Annotated in this window: 16 protein-coding genes; 3 read left to right on the top strand and 13 right to left on the bottom strand. The window is 65.0% G+C overall.

The genetic code is table 11. The features are described from left to right. Positions 1-19: 19 nt before the first annotated feature. Genes AC1DR6_RS01785 through AC1DR6_RS01775 form a run of 3 tightly spaced genes read left to right on the top strand, consistent with a single transcriptional unit; the run spans position 20 to position 2,959 of the window. Positions 20-679 carry a CvpA family protein gene (locus tag AC1DR6_RS01785; protein WP_476827460.1) on the top strand — a complete coding sequence of 220 codons (660 nt, stop codon included), beginning with the start codon at positions 20-22 and terminating at the stop codon, positions 677-679. 50 nt (positions 680-729) lie between these two features. Then, on the top strand, positions 730-2,202 hold the full coding sequence (gene purF / locus AC1DR6_RS01780) for an amidophosphoribosyltransferase (RefSeq protein ID WP_476827459.1): 1,473 nt from the start codon (positions 730-732) through the stop codon (positions 2,200-2,202). A gap of 16 nt (positions 2,203-2,218) precedes the next feature. Further along, entirely contained in the window at positions 2,219-2,959 is a 741-nt protein-coding gene (locus AC1DR6_RS01775; RefSeq protein WP_476827458.1) for an SDR family NAD(P)-dependent oxidoreductase, read from the top strand. A 138-nt stretch (positions 2,960-3,097) separates the two neighbouring features. Here the strand turns inward: AC1DR6_RS01775 and der are convergent, their stop codons facing one another. From der to AC1DR6_RS01710, 13 genes are all read right to left on the bottom strand, one after another. After that, positions 3,098-4,486 (bottom strand): ribosome biogenesis GTPase Der, encoded by a 1,389-nt coding sequence (gene der / locus AC1DR6_RS01770; protein WP_476827457.1) that lies wholly within the window; start codon positions 4,484-4,486, stop codon positions 3,098-3,100. A 5-nt stretch (positions 4,487-4,491) separates the two neighbouring features. Beyond that, the gene (locus tag AC1DR6_RS01765; RefSeq protein WP_476827456.1) at positions 4,492-5,154 is read right to left on the bottom strand and encodes a tetratricopeptide repeat protein; all 663 of its coding nucleotides are present in this window, start codon (positions 5,152-5,154) and stop codon (positions 4,492-4,494) included. Positions 5,155-5,223: 69 nt separating this feature from the next. Further along, positions 5,224-6,321: a tRNA preQ1(34) S-adenosylmethionine ribosyltransferase-isomerase QueA gene (gene queA, locus AC1DR6_RS01760; RefSeq protein WP_476827455.1), complete on the bottom strand. Its 1,098-nt coding sequence runs from the start codon at positions 6,319-6,321 to the stop codon at positions 5,224-5,226. Positions 6,322-6,421: 100 nt separating this feature from the next. Beyond that, entirely contained in the window at positions 6,422-6,892 is a 471-nt protein-coding gene (locus AC1DR6_RS01755) for a peptidylprolyl isomerase (protein WP_476827454.1), read from the bottom strand. Further along, complete coding sequence (locus tag AC1DR6_RS01750) at positions 6,892-7,542, bottom strand: hypothetical protein (RefSeq protein WP_476827453.1); 651 nt, start codon at positions 7,540-7,542, stop codon at positions 6,892-6,894. Before AC1DR6_RS01750 ends, AC1DR6_RS01755 begins: the two co-directional genes overlap by 1 nt. A 10-nt stretch (positions 7,543-7,552) precedes the next feature. Then, the gene (locus AC1DR6_RS01745; RefSeq protein ID WP_476827452.1) at positions 7,553-8,101 is read right to left on the bottom strand and encodes a peptidylprolyl isomerase; all 549 of its coding nucleotides are present in this window, start codon (positions 8,099-8,101) and stop codon (positions 7,553-7,555) included. A gap of 381 nt (positions 8,102-8,482) precedes the next feature. Then, positions 8,483-8,713, bottom strand: coding sequence for a DUF1467 family protein (locus AC1DR6_RS01740; protein ID WP_476827451.1), 231 nt, complete (start codon positions 8,711-8,713; stop codon positions 8,483-8,485). Then, on the bottom strand, positions 8,710-9,102 hold the full coding sequence (locus tag AC1DR6_RS01735) for a RidA family protein (RefSeq protein ID WP_476827450.1): 393 nt from the start codon (positions 9,100-9,102) through the stop codon (positions 8,710-8,712). The genes AC1DR6_RS01740 and AC1DR6_RS01735 overlap by 4 nt, the downstream gene beginning before the upstream one ends. 4 nt (positions 9,103-9,106) lie before the next feature. Beyond that, complete coding sequence (gene mce, locus AC1DR6_RS01730; protein WP_476827449.1) at positions 9,107-9,511, bottom strand: methylmalonyl-CoA epimerase; 405 nt, start codon at positions 9,509-9,511, stop codon at positions 9,107-9,109. 39 nt (positions 9,512-9,550) lie between these two features. Further along, positions 9,551-11,221, bottom strand: coding sequence for a ribonuclease J (locus AC1DR6_RS01725; protein ID WP_476827448.1), 1,671 nt, complete (start codon positions 11,219-11,221; stop codon positions 9,551-9,553). Between the two features lie 193 nt (positions 11,222-11,414). After that, complete coding sequence (locus AC1DR6_RS01720; RefSeq protein WP_476827447.1) at positions 11,415-12,179, bottom strand: biotin--[acetyl-CoA-carboxylase] ligase; 765 nt, start codon at positions 12,177-12,179, stop codon at positions 11,415-11,417. 106 nt (positions 12,180-12,285) lie between these two features. After that, positions 12,286-13,713, bottom strand: coding sequence for an NADH-quinone oxidoreductase subunit NuoN (gene nuoN, locus AC1DR6_RS01715; RefSeq protein WP_476827446.1), 1,428 nt, complete (start codon positions 13,711-13,713; stop codon positions 12,286-12,288). Between the two features lie 9 nt (positions 13,714-13,722). Next, the gene (locus AC1DR6_RS01710) at positions 13,723-15,234 is read right to left on the bottom strand and encodes an NADH-quinone oxidoreductase subunit M (RefSeq protein ID WP_476827789.1); all 1,512 of its coding nucleotides are present in this window, start codon (positions 15,232-15,234) and stop codon (positions 13,723-13,725) included. Positions 15,235-15,238: the final 4 nt, after the last annotated feature.

Raw genomic sequence — 15,238 nt, 5'->3', positions numbered from 1 at the left:
CAGCAGAGCGGCCCTCCCCATGCCAGTCACCATTCTCGATCTCGTCGTCATCGGCGTGGTTCTGCTCTCGGCTTTGCTCGCGGCCGTCCGTGGTTTTACGCGCGAGGTTCTGGCGATCGTGTCATGGGTTGCGGCCGCCGCCGTGGCCTGGGCGTTTCACCCCCAGCTGGTGCCGCTGATCAAGCAGTACATTCCGGCCAGCTCGGCGCAGGATATGATCTCGTTGGTGGCGGCGATCGCGGTCCTGTTCCTGGGCACGCTGATCGTGGTCTCGCTGATAACGGCACGCATTTCGGACTTCGTGCTCGATTCGCGCATCGGCACGCTCGATCGGACATTGGGCTTCGTGTTCGGCGCGGCGCGCGGGCTGCTGCTGGCCGTGATCGGCTATGTCTTCTTCACCGCCCTGGTCGGCGCAGAGAAGATGCCGGTCTGGGCCAAGGAAGCCAAATCGCGCCCGATGCTGGAAGAGACGGGGCGCTCGCTCGTCGCCATGCTGCCGCAGGACATCAACGCCGATTTCATCAAGAACCTGCTGAAGAAGCCGGCGCCGGGCGCGACCGACGCCCCGGCCGAGGAACCCAAGACACCGGCCACGGTGGCGCCGACCGGCACCGCGCCTTCATCGCCCACGCCGGCGAGACCCGCACCGGTTGCGCCCGCCCCATCGCGACCCTAATTGACGGCTAAAGACCCGAACGCCCGCCCCTGCCGCGTGGAGCTTCATCGATGACATCGCCGACCGCATCCGACGCCGCCTTCGATCCGAATGCCGACCGGCTGCGGGAGGAGTGCGGCGTCTTCGGCATCTTCGGCCATTCCGACGCCGCGGCGCTGACGGCACTCGGCCTGCATGCGCTCCAGCATCGCGGGCAGGAGGCGGCGGGTATCGTCTCCTTCGATGGTAGCCGGTTTCATTCGGAGCGCCGGCTCGGCCTGGTTGGTGATGCTTTTTCCGAAGCGAGAGTCATCGACAAGCTGCAGGGCACGCAGTCCGTCGGCCATGTCCGCTACTCGACGACGGGCGAAACCATCCTGCGCAATGTGCAGCCGCTTTTCGCCGAACTGCATGGCGGCGGCTTCGCCGTCTGCCACAACGGCAACCTCACCAACGGCATGACCTTGCGCCGTGAGCTGGTGCGCGACGGCGCGATCTACCAGTCGACCTCCGACACCGAGGTCCTGCTCCATCTCGTGGCGCGCAGCCGCAAGGCTAATTTCGTCGATCGCTTCATCGAGGCGATCCGCCAGATCGAGGGCGCCTATGCCTTCGTCGGCATCACCAACAAGAAGCTGATCGGCGCCCGCGACCCGCTCGGCATCCGCCCTCTGGTGCTCGGCGAACTCGACGGCGCCCCGATCCTGACATCCGAGACCTGCGCGCTCGACATCATCGGCGCCAAATTCATCCGCGAGATCGAGAATGGCGAGGTCGTCATCATCTCGGAAAGCGGCATCGAGAGCCACAAGCCTTTCCCGCCACAGCAGGAACGACCCTGCATCTTCGAATATATCTACTTCGCCCGGCCGGATTCGGTAGTGAAGGGTCGCAGCATCTATGAGCGCCGCAAGGCCATGGGTGCGGTGCTGGCGCAGGAAGCGCCGGCGAACGCCGATGTGGTCGTGCCTGTGCCGGATTCCGGCGTGCCGGCCGCCCTGGGTTACGCGCAGGCGAGCGGTATTCCCTTCGAGCTCGGCATCATCCGCAATCATTATGTCGGCCGCACCTTCATCGAGCCGACGCAGAAGGTCCGCGAACTCGGCGTCAAGCTGAAGCACTCGGCCAATCGCTCGGTGGTCGAGGGCAAGAGCATCGTCCTGGTCGATGATTCGATCGTGCGGGGCACGACCTCGTTCAAGATCGTGAAGATGATGCGCGAGGCCGGCGCCAAGGAGGTGCATTTTCGCATCTCGTCGCCGCCCATCACCCATCCCGACTATTACGGCATCGACACGCCCGACCGCGAGAAACTGCTCGCCGCGACACATTCGCTCGAGGAGATGCGCCAATTCGTCGGCGCCGATTCTCTGGCCTTCATCTCGGTCGATGGGCTCTACCGCGCCATGGGCCATGAGCGGCGCGATCCGGCGCGGCCGCAATTCACCGACCACTGTTTTACCGGCGATTATCCGACTTCGCTGACAGATCTGGTCGGCGAGAGTGCCAAGCAGCGGATCTCGCTGCTGGCTGAAGCCGGTTGACCTCGCGGATCCGACGATGACCAAGCCGCTAGAAGGGCGCGTTGCGCTCGTGACGGGCGCGTCCCGCGGCATCGGCCGCGCCGCAGCACTCGCCTTTGCCCGCGCGGGCGCTCATGTCGTGGCGCTGGCCCGGACCTCGGGCGCGCTGGAGGAACTCGACGACGAGATCAGGGCGATCGAGGGTAACGCCACTCTGGTGCCGCTCGATCTTTCCGATGCCGGCGGAATCGAGAAGCTGGGACCGGCCCTGCTGGAGCGCTGGGGCAGGCTCGACATCCTGCTCGCCAATGCCGGTATTCTCGGCTCTCTCTCGCCGCTGGGCCATGTCACCGATACCGACTGGGCCAAGGTGCTCGACATCAACGTCACCGCGAACTGGCGACTGATCAAGTCGCTTGATCCGGCCCTGCGGGCTTCGGATGCCGGCCGGGTGATGCTGATGACCTCGGGTGCCGCCCATAAATGCACGGCCTATTGGGGGCCCTATTCGATTTCGAAGGCCGCCGTCGAGGCGCTCGCCCGGACCTATGCGGCCGAGACGGCAACCACCCCGGTCAAGGTCATGCTGGTGAACCCCGGCCCGCTGCGCACCCGGATGCGCGCCGAGGCGATGCCGGGCGAAGACCCGCTGACGCTGAAGACGCCCGATGATCTGGCGCCGTATCTCGTCGAGATGGCCTCACCCCAATGGGCCGAAAGCGGCAAGATCTTCGACTTCCCGCAAGGCCAGGTGCTGACGCCGCGCTCGCCGGCCTGAACGGCTGTCCAGCAGCGGCAGCGATCTGCTCGCCTGTTCTGTGGTGGTGCCGTCAGCAAGCGCGGAATTCTGCCCGGCGCCACTATCCTCGATATTCGCAAGCGTAGCCGTCGGCGTTAGCCGACGACCCGCATCGTCTCAACCCTTGCGCTGCTTGTCGTAAGGGTTTTCGCCGCCACGCCGGAGCAGGCGGATCGGCGTCCCCGGCAGCTCGAACGCTTCGCGGAGATTGTTCACCAGATACCGGGTGTAGGATATCGGCAGGTGGTCGAGCTGGTTTCCGAACAGAGCGAAGGTCGGCGGACGAGCCTTGGCCTGCGTCATGTAGCGGATCTTGATCCGGCGGCCGGCCACGGCTGGTGGCGGATGGGCGGAGAGGACGCCGTCGAGCCAGCGATTGATGCGGGCTGTGGAGACGCGCCGGTTCCAGACGTCATAGGCTGAGAACACGGCCTGCATCAGCCGGTCGATACCCTCGCCCGCCAGACCGGACAACGGAATGATCGGCACGCCACGCACCTGCGCCAGCACATGGTTGGCCTTCTCCTTGAGCTCGGCCAGCAGGCCCTGCTTGTCGGCGACGAGATCCCATTTGTTCAGGCCGATGACGACCGAACGCCCCTCGCGCTCGGTCAGATCGACGAGCGTCAGATCCTGCTTCTCGAAAGGGATCGTGGCGTCGAGCAGCACGACCACCACCTCGGCGAAGCGGATCGCGCGCAGCGAATCGGCAACCGAGAGCTTCTCCAGCTTTTCCTCGATGCGGGCGCGCTTGCGCATGCCGGCCGTGTCGAACAGCTTGACCTTGCGGGTCCGCCATTCCCAGTCGACCGAAATCGTGTCGCGGGTGATGCCGGCCTCGGGTCCGACGAGCAGGCGATCCTCGCCGATCATCTGGTTCACAAGGGTCGACTTGCCGGCGTTCGGGCGACCGATGATGGTGACGCGCAGCGGCTTGTCGGGATCGGCGTCCTCATCCTCATCGGCTCCGGAGACGTCTTCCCAGAGGGGAAACTCTTCCTCTTCGGGTTCGTCGTCGATGAAGGGCGCGAGCGCCTCCAGCAGGTCGGAGGTCCCTTCACCATGTTCTGCCGAGAACGGCACGGGATCGCCAAGGCCGAGCGAATAGGCTTCGATGATGCCGTCCGCGCCCTTGCGACCCTCGGACTTGTTGGCGAGCAGGATCACCGGCTTGCCGGAACGCCGCACCAGATCCGCGAAGGGCTGATCCATCGGGGTGATGCCGAGGCGCGCGTCGATCATGAACAGGACGACATCGGCCTGCGCGATCGCGGTTTCGGTCTGCGCCCGCATCCGCCCCAGCAGCGAATCCTTGTCGGCTTCTTCCAGCCCGGCCGTATCGATCACCTTGAAGCGCAGATGGCCGAGCGAAGCGTCGCCTTCGCGACGATCACGGGTGACGCCGGGCCGGTCGTCGACCAGCGCAAGCTTCTTGCCGACGAGCCGGTTGAACAGGGTCGACTTGCCGACATTGGGGCGCCCGATCAGGGCGACGATTGCTGTCATCGAATTTAGTTCTTTACCTCGACCGGACCACCGCGAACGAGCGCGAGATAAAGCTCGGCGCGCTGGCGCTCGGCCGCCGAAGTCGCGGGGTCGGTCACAATAGCGTCGAACCAGCGGCCTGCTGCTTCGAAATGATTGGCTTTGAGCGCCGAGACACCCAGGAACTCCCGAGCGGTATGGCGCCAGGCTCCCTGCGGCGCCGCCAGTGGCTCCAGCGTCGTCTTCAACTCGTCATAGGGTACGAGGTCGACACGCAGGATGCTGGCACGCAGCCGCGCGAGATCGCGATAGACCGGCCCCACCGCGCCGTCATTGGCGATGGTATCGAAGGCGGCGGCGCCGGCGGCCGGATCGGTCTTCGCGGTCTCGGAGGCTAGGCGGAAGCGGGCGATCTCGCGATAGCCGGCAGGCGCGTTGGCCGCGAGCTCCTTGAGCATGGTGTCAGCCTGCGCGCTGTCGCCGTCCCTGGAGGATTTCAGTGCGGCCTCGAGCCGGGCACCGAGGGCAGCGGCAGCTTGATTCTGGCGGTGCTGCCAGAACTGCCAACCCGCCACCGCGACGACGGCCAGTACGGCCAGCATCGTGACGACCCAGCCATATTTCTTCCAAAGCTCCGCCGCCTTGTCGCGACGAACCTCTTCCTCGATCTCACGAAAAATATCGGCCATATGACAATCAAAATCCCTGTTGGGAGCGCGGTAGCATTTTCATGCCGCAATGGCGAGCCGGAACGGGGCTCAGGCCTCCGGCTTCTGCGCCCTGAACAGAAGACTGCCATCGCCATAGCTGTAGAAGCGATATCCGTCCGCGATGGCGTGGTCGTAAGCCCGCCTCATCACATCGAGCCCGCAAAACGCCGAAACGAGCATGAACAGCGTCGAGCGCGGCAGATGGAAATTGGTCATCAGCGCATCCACGGCTCGAAATTGGTAGCCCGGCGTGATGAAGATCGCGGTATCGCCTGCGAAGGGCCGGATCGCGCCATCTTCGCCGGCAGCGCTTTCCAGCAGGCGCAGAGAGGTCGTGCCAGCGGCCACGATACGCCCGCCCCGCGACTTCACGGCATTCAGCGCATCAGCCGTCTCGGCCGAGACCACGCCCCATTCGGCATGCATGCGGTGCGCGTCCGTATCCTCCGCCTTGACCGGCAAAAACGTCCCGGCGCCGACATGCAGCGTGACGAAATGGCGCGACACGCCGCGTGCTTCCAAGGCCGCGAACAGCTCTGGCGTGAAATGTAGGCCCGCTGTGGGGGCTGCAACCGCGCCGTCATGCCGTGCATAGGCGGTTTGATAATCGGCGGCGTCAGTGGCATCAGCCGGGCGCTTGCCAGCGATATAGGGCGGCAATGGCAGCTCGCCCAGCCGCGCGATCGCTTCGTCCAGATAGGCGCCGGTGAGGTTGAACCGCAGCTCGACCTCGCCGCCCTCGCCTTTCGCCACGATCTCGGCCTGCAGACGCGCCAGCTCGCAGGCGTTGCTGGTGCCTTCCCTATCGAAGACGAGCGTTTCCCCGAGCGCAACCTTCTTGGCCGGCCGCGCAAAGGCGAGCCAACTCTCGGCCGACTCGCGCTTGTGCAGCATGATTTCGATGCGGGCCGAATCCTCCCCGCGCCAGCGCCGGCCGCGCAGCCGCGAGGGGATGACCTTGGTATCGTTCAGCACCAGCGCATCGCCGGGCTGCAGCAGCGAAGGCAGATCGCGAACGATCATGTCCGCGAGGGCTTCCGTCGCATCGGGCCGCACGACAAGCAGGCGCGCAACGTCCCGCGGGCTGACCGGCCGCAGCGCGATACGCTCTTCGGGCAGCTCGAAATCGAAGAGGTCGACGTTCATCGGTCCAAATCTGCCTTCAAACGAAAAGAGCCCTCATTGCGGTGGTGGCGCGGATACCGCGCCACCATCCGCAACGAGGGCTCGATGGAAAGCGAGGCGATCAGGCCGCGTCGGCCATCACCTTCATCGACACGATGGAGTCGGGATCACGCACCGGCTCGCCGCGCTTGATGCGGTCGACATTCTCCATACCTTCCACGACCTGACCCCAGACGGTGTACTGCTTGTCGAGGAAGCTGGCGTTCTCGAAGACAATGAAGAACTGGCTGTTCGCCGAGTTCGGGTTCTGCGAGCGGGCCATCGAGCAGATGCCGCGCACATGCGGCTCGGCGTTGAACTCCTGCTGAAGATCGGGATGCTTCGAGCCACCGGTGCCGGTGCCATGCGGGCAGCCAACCTGCGCCATGAAGCCGTCGATGACGCGGTGGAAGACGATGCCGTCATAGAAGCCCTCGCGCGCGAGCTGCTTGATACGCTCGACATGCTTCGGAGCCAGGTCGGGGCGCAGCTGGATTACCACCTTGCCCTTGGTGGTTTCCATGACGATGGTGTTTTCGGGATCGAGCGACATCAGCTCTGCCTTTCGTTGGGCGGCACGCGGCCGTGGAAGCGTAGGGTGAAGGGTCGCCCCGCGATACTCGCTCCGAGGTCCTTCGACAACCTCATCGGCGTGCAGCTGCGGATCGCGGCGACTGCGGAATCTGCGAAACGGCGCTGGAAATCGGCATCGCCCCGGCGGGTTTCCCAGGAAACGCGCGGCTGGCCGAACAGGCTGCCGTCGCGCCGTAGGCTGAAGCGCACGGTCGCCATCGCACCGGTCAATTCGCCCGGCAAGGGTGGCGGCGACCAGCAGCGGCGAATGGCCGGGCCGATATCGTCAAGGCGTGCGACGGTCTCGCCATCGCCCGCGGGCTGTGCGGGAGAGACAGACCCGACGAGCCCGAGTTCCCCCGCCCCCCGCCGCAGACTGCCTTGCTCGCCGAGCGGCCGCTGCTGCATGCCGGGAAGATCCGTCGAGCCGCCGAAACGCCCGCCGATGCCGGGATTGTAGCGCTGACCGCTTTGTGGCGGCAAAACCGGATTCTGCGAACCGGAAGGCGGCGGCAGGACAGGGTTCTGAGAGCCTGAAGGCGGCGGCAGGCCAAAATCATGCGTCTCCTGCGCTCCGGCAGGCGATGCCGCGAGCAGGAGGAACAGGCAAATCCCGGCCCGGACGCTCATGCCGGCGGCCTTATTTGGCGTCCGCCTGCATGCGCATGGAGATGATCTTGTCCGGGTTCGTCACCTGGCCGCTGCCCTGCGCGCCCTTCTTGATCTTCCGCACGGCGTCCATGCCCGAAACCACGTCGCCGAACAGCGTGTATTCACCGGTCAGCGAACCGCAGCCCTCGTAGCAGATGAAGAACTGCGAATTCGCCGAGTTAGGCGAGGACGAGCGGGCCATGCCGACGGAGCCGGCCTTGAACGGCGTCGGCCCGAATTCAGCGGGAATGTTCGGCAGGTCGGAACCGCCGGTGCCGGTGCCGGTCGGATCGCCCGTCTGCGCCATGAAGCCGTCGATGACACGGTGAAACACGATGCCGTCATAAAAGCCACGCTTCACCAACGCCTTGATCTGGGCGACATGCTTCGGCGCAAGATCCGGGCGGAGATGAATCGTCACCGGGCCGTCCTTGGTCGTGAGCACGACAGTGTTGTCCGGATCGGCCTTCGGCGCCTGCGCCTGGACGATTCCGACCGAAACCAGCAGGGCGAGAGCGGCAAGCGAGCTGCGCAGCATGAAAATCTCCATAGCCGCTCGAAAGGCGCGGCAGTGCCGTTCGGATAGCGGCAAGCTTTGACGGGAACAAGGCGACAAAGCGCAGGCCCACGCTCTTGTTGCACTGCACAAGTGCAGCCTAGGATATATTTGCAAAAAGTTGAGGCTGGACCTGCTCAAACTGGTGACAGCATCGTCACAATCGGTTATTCGTTTTCGCGCTGGGCACGCTTTGTTAAGGCAAGGCGCCGCGGACCAGGTCTCGGGAGGAAGAAACGCACCGCCGTATACGAGCCTTACGCATAAGACGTGTGCCGATACTGTGGATAAAAGCGGACTGAAGCAGGCAAGGCGCGAGCCTTGCCTTTTCTTTTGGTCGGTCGGCCGATTGCGGCCACCGGATCAGAAATCGAAGTTCGACCAGCCGTACCAAACGAACGCGAAGATCACCGCTGCGATCGCCGACGTGATCGCGGCCTTTCGAAGAAGCCCCGGAAGAACCGGCGCGCCCGGCTCGGTCCCCTCGACGATGTCGCCGGCCTCCTGCTGACTGCGGATGCCAAACGGCAGCACGGCGAAAAGAACCGTCCACCAGATCACGAAGTAGACTGCAAGCGCGCTGGCGATGTTCATCTTGCCTCCCCCGCGAGCGCGATGCAGGCAAAGGCAACCCGCGCCTGCGTCGGCACGCCGAAACGCGCGGTATGGCGTGCCGGCAATCCACCCGGAAAATGCTTCACATATTCGGCGTTGCAGGCGTCGTAATCGGACGGATCGGTGATCAGCATCGTCATCTGCACGACGCGATCGAGCGAGGAGCCGGCATGGGCAAGGATCTCGGCGACCCGGCCGAGCGCATGGCGAACCTCCTCGCCAGCCGAGTCACCGCGATGAATGCCCCGCGCGGGATCGTGCGGCGCCGACTGCCCCGACACGAAGACGAGCCCGCCGGCAGCGGTGGCAGCGCTGAAGGGGCGCGTCGAGCCGGCCTCCGGCTCTCCGAAAAAGGCGATCTGCGACATCCGCTCAGGCCTGCTCCAGCTCGACCAGCGTGCCGAGGAAATCCTTAGGGTGCAGGAACAGCACCGGCTTGCCATGGGCGCCGATACGCGGCTCCCCCGACCCGAGAACGCGGGCACCCTGCTCTTTCAGCCGGTCCCGCGCTGCCAGAATATCCTCGACCTCGTAGCAGATGTGGTGGATCCCGCCATCGGGATTGCGCTCCAGGAACTTGGCAATTGGAGAATCCAGCCCCATCGGCTCCAGCAGCTCGATCTTGGTGTTCGGAAGTTCGACGAAGACGACGGTGACGCCGTGCTCCTCTTGCGGCGAAGGCTGCGAGACTCGCGCACCAAGCGTATGCCGGTAGAGTGCTGTGGCCGCCGTGAGATCCTTCACCGCGATGGCGACGTGGTTCAGTCGTCCGATCATGATCATTCTCCCAAGGCGGCAGTCAGGCGCCGTCGAGCCCTAGACCTCGACGATCAACGCTTGCACCATCGGCTTCTTGCCCCATTCCTCGTTGACCGCGCTGCGGACACCGCGCTCCAGCGCGTTGCGCAAGGCTTCGGGATCGCGGCGGCGCGCCCGAGGGATGCCGTCGAGCAATTTGTCCACGGTATCGGCGACATATTCGTCGAAATCGGTGCCGTCACGGGTGCGAGGCGGCAAGCCGACCACCGCGATCTCCGGCTCTCCAGCGATGCCGCCCTTGTCGTCAACCGCGACCGCAACCGAGATGACACCGGCAAAGGAGAGCCGACGGCGCTCCTGCAAGGTCTTTTCCTGGCCGTTCACGAGCAGCATGCCGTCCTGATACAGACGTCCATGCTGAACCTGGTCGACCTTGCGCGCGCCCTCGGCCGCGATGAGGACCACATCGCCGTTCCCCGCACGGACGACATGCTTCACGCCGAGCCCGCGCGCGAAACGCTCATGCTCCGCCAGATGCAGATCCTCGCCATGGGCGGGAATCGCGATCTGCGGCTTCAGCCAGCCATAGAGCCGAGCCATCTCCTCGCGGCGTGGGTGCCCCGAGACGTGGACGAGATGCGTCCGGTCCGTGATGATCTCGATCTTGTCGCGGGCCAACGCATTGAGGATATTGCCGACCGCCTTCTCATTCCCGGGGATGGTTCGCGAGGAGAAGATCACACGGTCGCCCGCCGACAGCGCGATTTCTGGATGGTCGTCGGCCGCGATCCGCGAAAGCGCGGCGCGCGGCTCGCCCTGGCTTCCCGTCAGCAGCGCGACGACCTTGTCGCGAGGCAGATAGCCATAAGCATCCATCGAGCGGAAACTGGGAATGCCGTCGAGATATCCGCATTCGCGCGCGACATCGATGACGCGGTCCATCGCACGGCCGACGACGACGACTTCACGATCGTTGGCCATAGCAGCCTCCGCGACGGCGCGCAGACGCGCGACATTGGAGGCGAAGGTGGTGACGGCGACCCGGGCAGGCGCCGTCTCGACCAGCTCCTTGAGCTTGGCTGCGACTTCGGCCTCACTCGGGCTGATGCCGTCGCGCATGACGTTGGTCGAATCGCAGATCAGCGCGAGCACGCCTTCTTCGCCGAGCTCGCGCAGGCGCTTCTCGTCGGTCGGCAGGCCGACACCGGGCATCGCGTCGATCTTCCAGTCGCCGCTGTGCACGACGAGGCCCGCCGACGTGCGGATCGCCAGCGCATTCGATTCGGGGATCGAGTGGGCGACCGGCACGAACTCGATCTCGAAGGGCCCGAGCGTGATGCGCCCGCCCTGCGGCACGATGTTCATCTCGACCTTGGGGGCGCCGGGCTCGGACAAACGGCGCGTTGCCAGCAGGCCGGCGGCAAAGCGCGTGCAGTAGACCGGCGCGCGCAGGCTCGGCCACAAGGCGGCGAGCGCGCCGATATGGTCCTCATGGGCATGCGTGATGACGATGCCGAGGAGGTTCGCCCTATCCTCGATGATGTAACGCAGATCGGGCAGGACGATATCGACGCCCGGAGCCTCTGGCCCGGCAAAGGACAGCCCGCAATCGACCAAAATCCATTTCCGCCGCCCCTCCGGTCCAAAGCCGTAGAGAGCGGCGTTCATGCCGATCTCGCCGAGGCCGCCAAGAGGAACGAAAACGAGTTGGTCGGTGGAACGGGTCACGGAATGTCCTTAAGGGGCGGCAGGCCGCGCAGCCCTAACACGATGGGCGGCGCGTCTCCAGAGCGGTCGAACCATCCTTCACCCGCCATGTCTATCGTCACTGCGGGAAGCCGAGCGACGGAGCAATGCAGAGGACCGGGCTGTGGGTCGAGCCTATCCTCTGGATTGTTTCGCCTCGCTTGCGATGGTGGGGTCAGGCCGGCGTGCCCGAACCGAAGAACAGGTCGCCTGCATCGATCAGTCGTCGACCGGCTTGTGTCTCCAGTTCCAGCCTCCCGGTGGGGTCGATACCGGCAAAGCGTCCGGTGAGCGGGCCGTCCGGCAGGCGGATGGTGATCGCCTCCCCGAGAAAGGCCGCCCGCTCCAGCCAGGCGGCGCGCGTCGGGCCGAAGCCGCCGGGCTGCGACCAAGTGGTGAAGCGTTGCGCCCAGAAATCGCTCAGGGCCGCGAGGAGCGCCTCGACGCTGGCGCTGGGCTCCGCCGCTTTCAGGAAGGTCGCCGGATAGGGCGTGTCCGACGGGCAGGAGGCAATGTTGACGCCGCAGCCCAGAATGACGTCGAAACGCCCTGCCCCGCTCTCGGCCTCGAGCAGCAGCCCGGAGGTCTTGGCGCCGTCAAGCAGCAGATCGTTCGGCCATTTCAGCTTCAGCCGGTCTGACGCGGCGCCGAGCAGCTTTGCCGCCGCATCGTGCAAGGCCAGCCCGGCGACGAAGCCAAGCTGCGGCGCGAGCGCCGGCTCGCAGGGCGAGGTCATCAGCAGGCTGACGTAGAGATTGCCCGGGGGCGAGCCCCATTGGCGCCCATGCCGACCGCGTCCGGAATTCTGGCTGCGGGCGACGATCCAGAGCTTTCCGGGCTCGCCCTGATGAAGCGCACGACGCGCCTCCTCCATCGTCGAGCCGACATCGTCGCGGATGATCAGCCGGTAGCCAGCGGCGCGGGCGGCTTCACCGAGCATACGAACTTACCGTCATTGCGGGGAGCGAAGCGACGAAGCAATCCAGGAGCGTCAGCGCGCTACGTCCTTCTGGATTGCTTCGCTGCGCTCGCAATGACGGCGCGCATCAAAACAGCGATTTCGCTGCCGCGGCAGCCGAGTCGAACAGCGGCGCGGGCACGAAGGACAGCACCAGCACGAACAGTGCCGAGACCAGCAGCACGGTCCGCACGCCAAGGTCCGCGCGCTCGAAGGCGGGCTTCGGCTCGTCGAAATACATCACCTTGACGAGGCGCAGATAATAATAGGCGCCGACGACGCTGGTTAGCACGCCGATGACGGCCAGCACGTAGAGCTTTGCATTGATCGCGGCGAGGAAGACGTACCACTTCGCCCAAAAGCCGGCGAGCGGCGGGATGCCGGCGAGCGAAAACATCATCATCGCCATGGCGAACGCCATCCAGCCATTCGTGCGCGACAATCCGGAGAGCTCCGAGATGTCTTCGACCAGCTTGCCGTCGCGCCGCATCATCAGCACGCAGGCGAAGGCGGCGAGCGTTGTGGCAAGATAGATCGCCATATAGGTCATCACGCCCTGGATGCCGTCGGCGGTGCCGGCCGCGAGCCCGATCAGGGCATAGCCCATATTGGCGATCGAGGAGTAGGCGAGCAGGCGCTTGATGTTGGTCTGGCCGATCGCGGCAAAAGCGCCGAGCGCCATCGAGGCGATCGAGATGAAGACGATGATCTGCCGCCAGTCGCCGATCGCGCCGGGAAAGGCGCCGACGAAGACGCGCACGACCATCGCCATCGCCGCCATCTTGGGCGCCGAGGCGAAGAAGGCCGCCACCGGGGTCGGCGCGCCTTCATAGACGTCAGGCGTCCACATGTGGAACGGCACGGCCGAGATCTTGAAGGCGACGCCGGCGGCGATGAAGACGATGCCGAAGATCAGGCCCAAGCCCGCATGACCGCCCGCCGTCGCCGCGGCGATGCCGGGGAAGGTCACGGTGCCGGTAAAGCCGTAGACCAGCGAGGCGCCGTAAAGCAGCATGCCGGAGGAGAGCGCTCCGAGGACGAAGTATTTCAGGCCCGCCTCGGTGGACTTGGCATTGTCGCGGTCGAAGGCCGCAACGACATACAGCGCCAGCGACTGCAATTCGAGCCCCACATAAAGGCTGATGAGATCGTTGGCCGAGATCATCATCATCATGCCGATGGTCGCCAGCACGACGAGGATCGGAAACTCGAAGCGCATGATGCCGTCGCGCCGCAGGGTGCCGCCCGCGAGCAGGATCGACGCGCCCGCGCCCAGCAGCGTCAGCACCTTCATGAAACGAGAGAACCCGTCGGCGATAAAGCCGTCATTGAAGGTCAGCAGCCGCCCTTGCCCGGACACGACCAGAACCAGCGCGACAGCCAGAAGCACCAGCGCCACGCCTTCCAGCAGCCGCGACGAGCGCTCGCCCTGGATGGCGCCGACCAGCACCATGGTGATGGCGCCGAGCGCCAGGACGATTTCCGGAAGGGCCGGACCGAGGGCGGGCAGAGCCATGTCGAGACCTTACTGGGCGATGGCAAGCGCGGTCTTGGAGACGGCGATCGCGGCCTGATAGTTCTTGAGAAGCATTTCCGTCGGCGCCGCGAAGGCGTCGAGTATGGTGTGCGGCTGGACGCCATACCAGATTGTCAGAACGACAAGCGGGACGAGGATCGCGATCTCGCGGCCGTTCAAATCCTTGATGTCCTTGAGCTCGGGCTTGACCAGCTCGCCGAACACGACCCGGCGGTAAAGCCAGAGCGCGTAGCAGGCCGAGAGGATCACGCCCGATGTGGCGATGAAGGCGACCCACGGGTTGGCGCGGAAGGCGCCGAGCAGCGTCAGGAACTCACCCACAAACCCGGCCGTGCCTGGGAGCCCGACATTGGCCATCGTGAAGACCATGAAGATCACCGCATAGACCGGCATCCGATTCACCAGCCCGCCATAGGCCGCGATCTCGCGGGTGTGCATCCGGTCGTAGATTACGCCGACGCAAAGGAAGAGCGCGCCTGAAACCAGGCCGTGGCTCATCATCTGGTACATCGCGCCCTGCACGCCCTGCGGCGTCAGCGTAAACAGCCCCATCGTGACGAAGCCCATATGCGCCACCGACGAATAGGCGATCAGCTTCTTGATGTCCTCCTGCATCATCGCCACCAGCGAAGTGTAGACGATGGCGATCACGGAAAGCGCGAAGACAAGCGGCGCGAAATAATGCGACGCCTCCGGGAACATCGGGATCGAGAAGCGGATGAAGCCGTAGCCGCCCATCTTCAGCAGGATCGCCGCCAGGACGACCGAGCCGGCCGTCGGCGCCTCGACGTGAGCGTCCGGCAGCCAGGTATGCACCGGCCACATCGGCATCTTAACCGCAAAGGAGGCGAAGAAGGCGAGCCACAGCCATTTCTGCATGCCAGACGGGAATGTATGCGCCAGCAGCGACGGAATGTCGGTGGTGCCCGCGTTCCAGTACATCGCCATGATGCCGAGCAGCATCAGAACCGATCCCAGCAGGGTGTAGAGGAAGAACTTGTACGAGGCGTAGACCCGGCGCTTGCCGCCCCAGATGCCGATGATCAGGAACATCGGGATCAGGCCTGCCTCGAAGAACAGGTAGAACAGCACAAGGTCGAGCGAGGCGAAGACGCCGATCATCAGCGCCTCGAGCACGAGGAAGGCGACCATGTATTCCGGCACGCGCTTCTGGACCGATGTCCAGGACGCGCCGATGCAGAACGGCATCAGGAACGCCGTCAGCACGATGAACGGAAAGGAGAAGCCGTCGACACCGAGCTTGAAGCGGATCGCGTCCGATATCCAGGCATGGCTCTCGACGAGCTGGAAGCCGGGGTCGTTGGAGTTGAACCGATACCAGGCCACGCAGGCGAGGACGAAGGTCAGAACCGTCGTCGCCAGAGCAACCCAGCGGGCGTTCGACGCGACCGCCGCTTCATCACCGCGCTGGGCGAGAATGAACGCGGCGCCGACCAGCGGCAGGATCAAAAGACCGGTGAGGATACCGAAGCCGAACATCATC

The organism is Allobosea sp. P5_A5, assembly GCF_056400625.1.
Note: the sequence above shows the minus strand (reverse complement) of the source record. Positions and strands in the feature narration are given on the sequence as shown.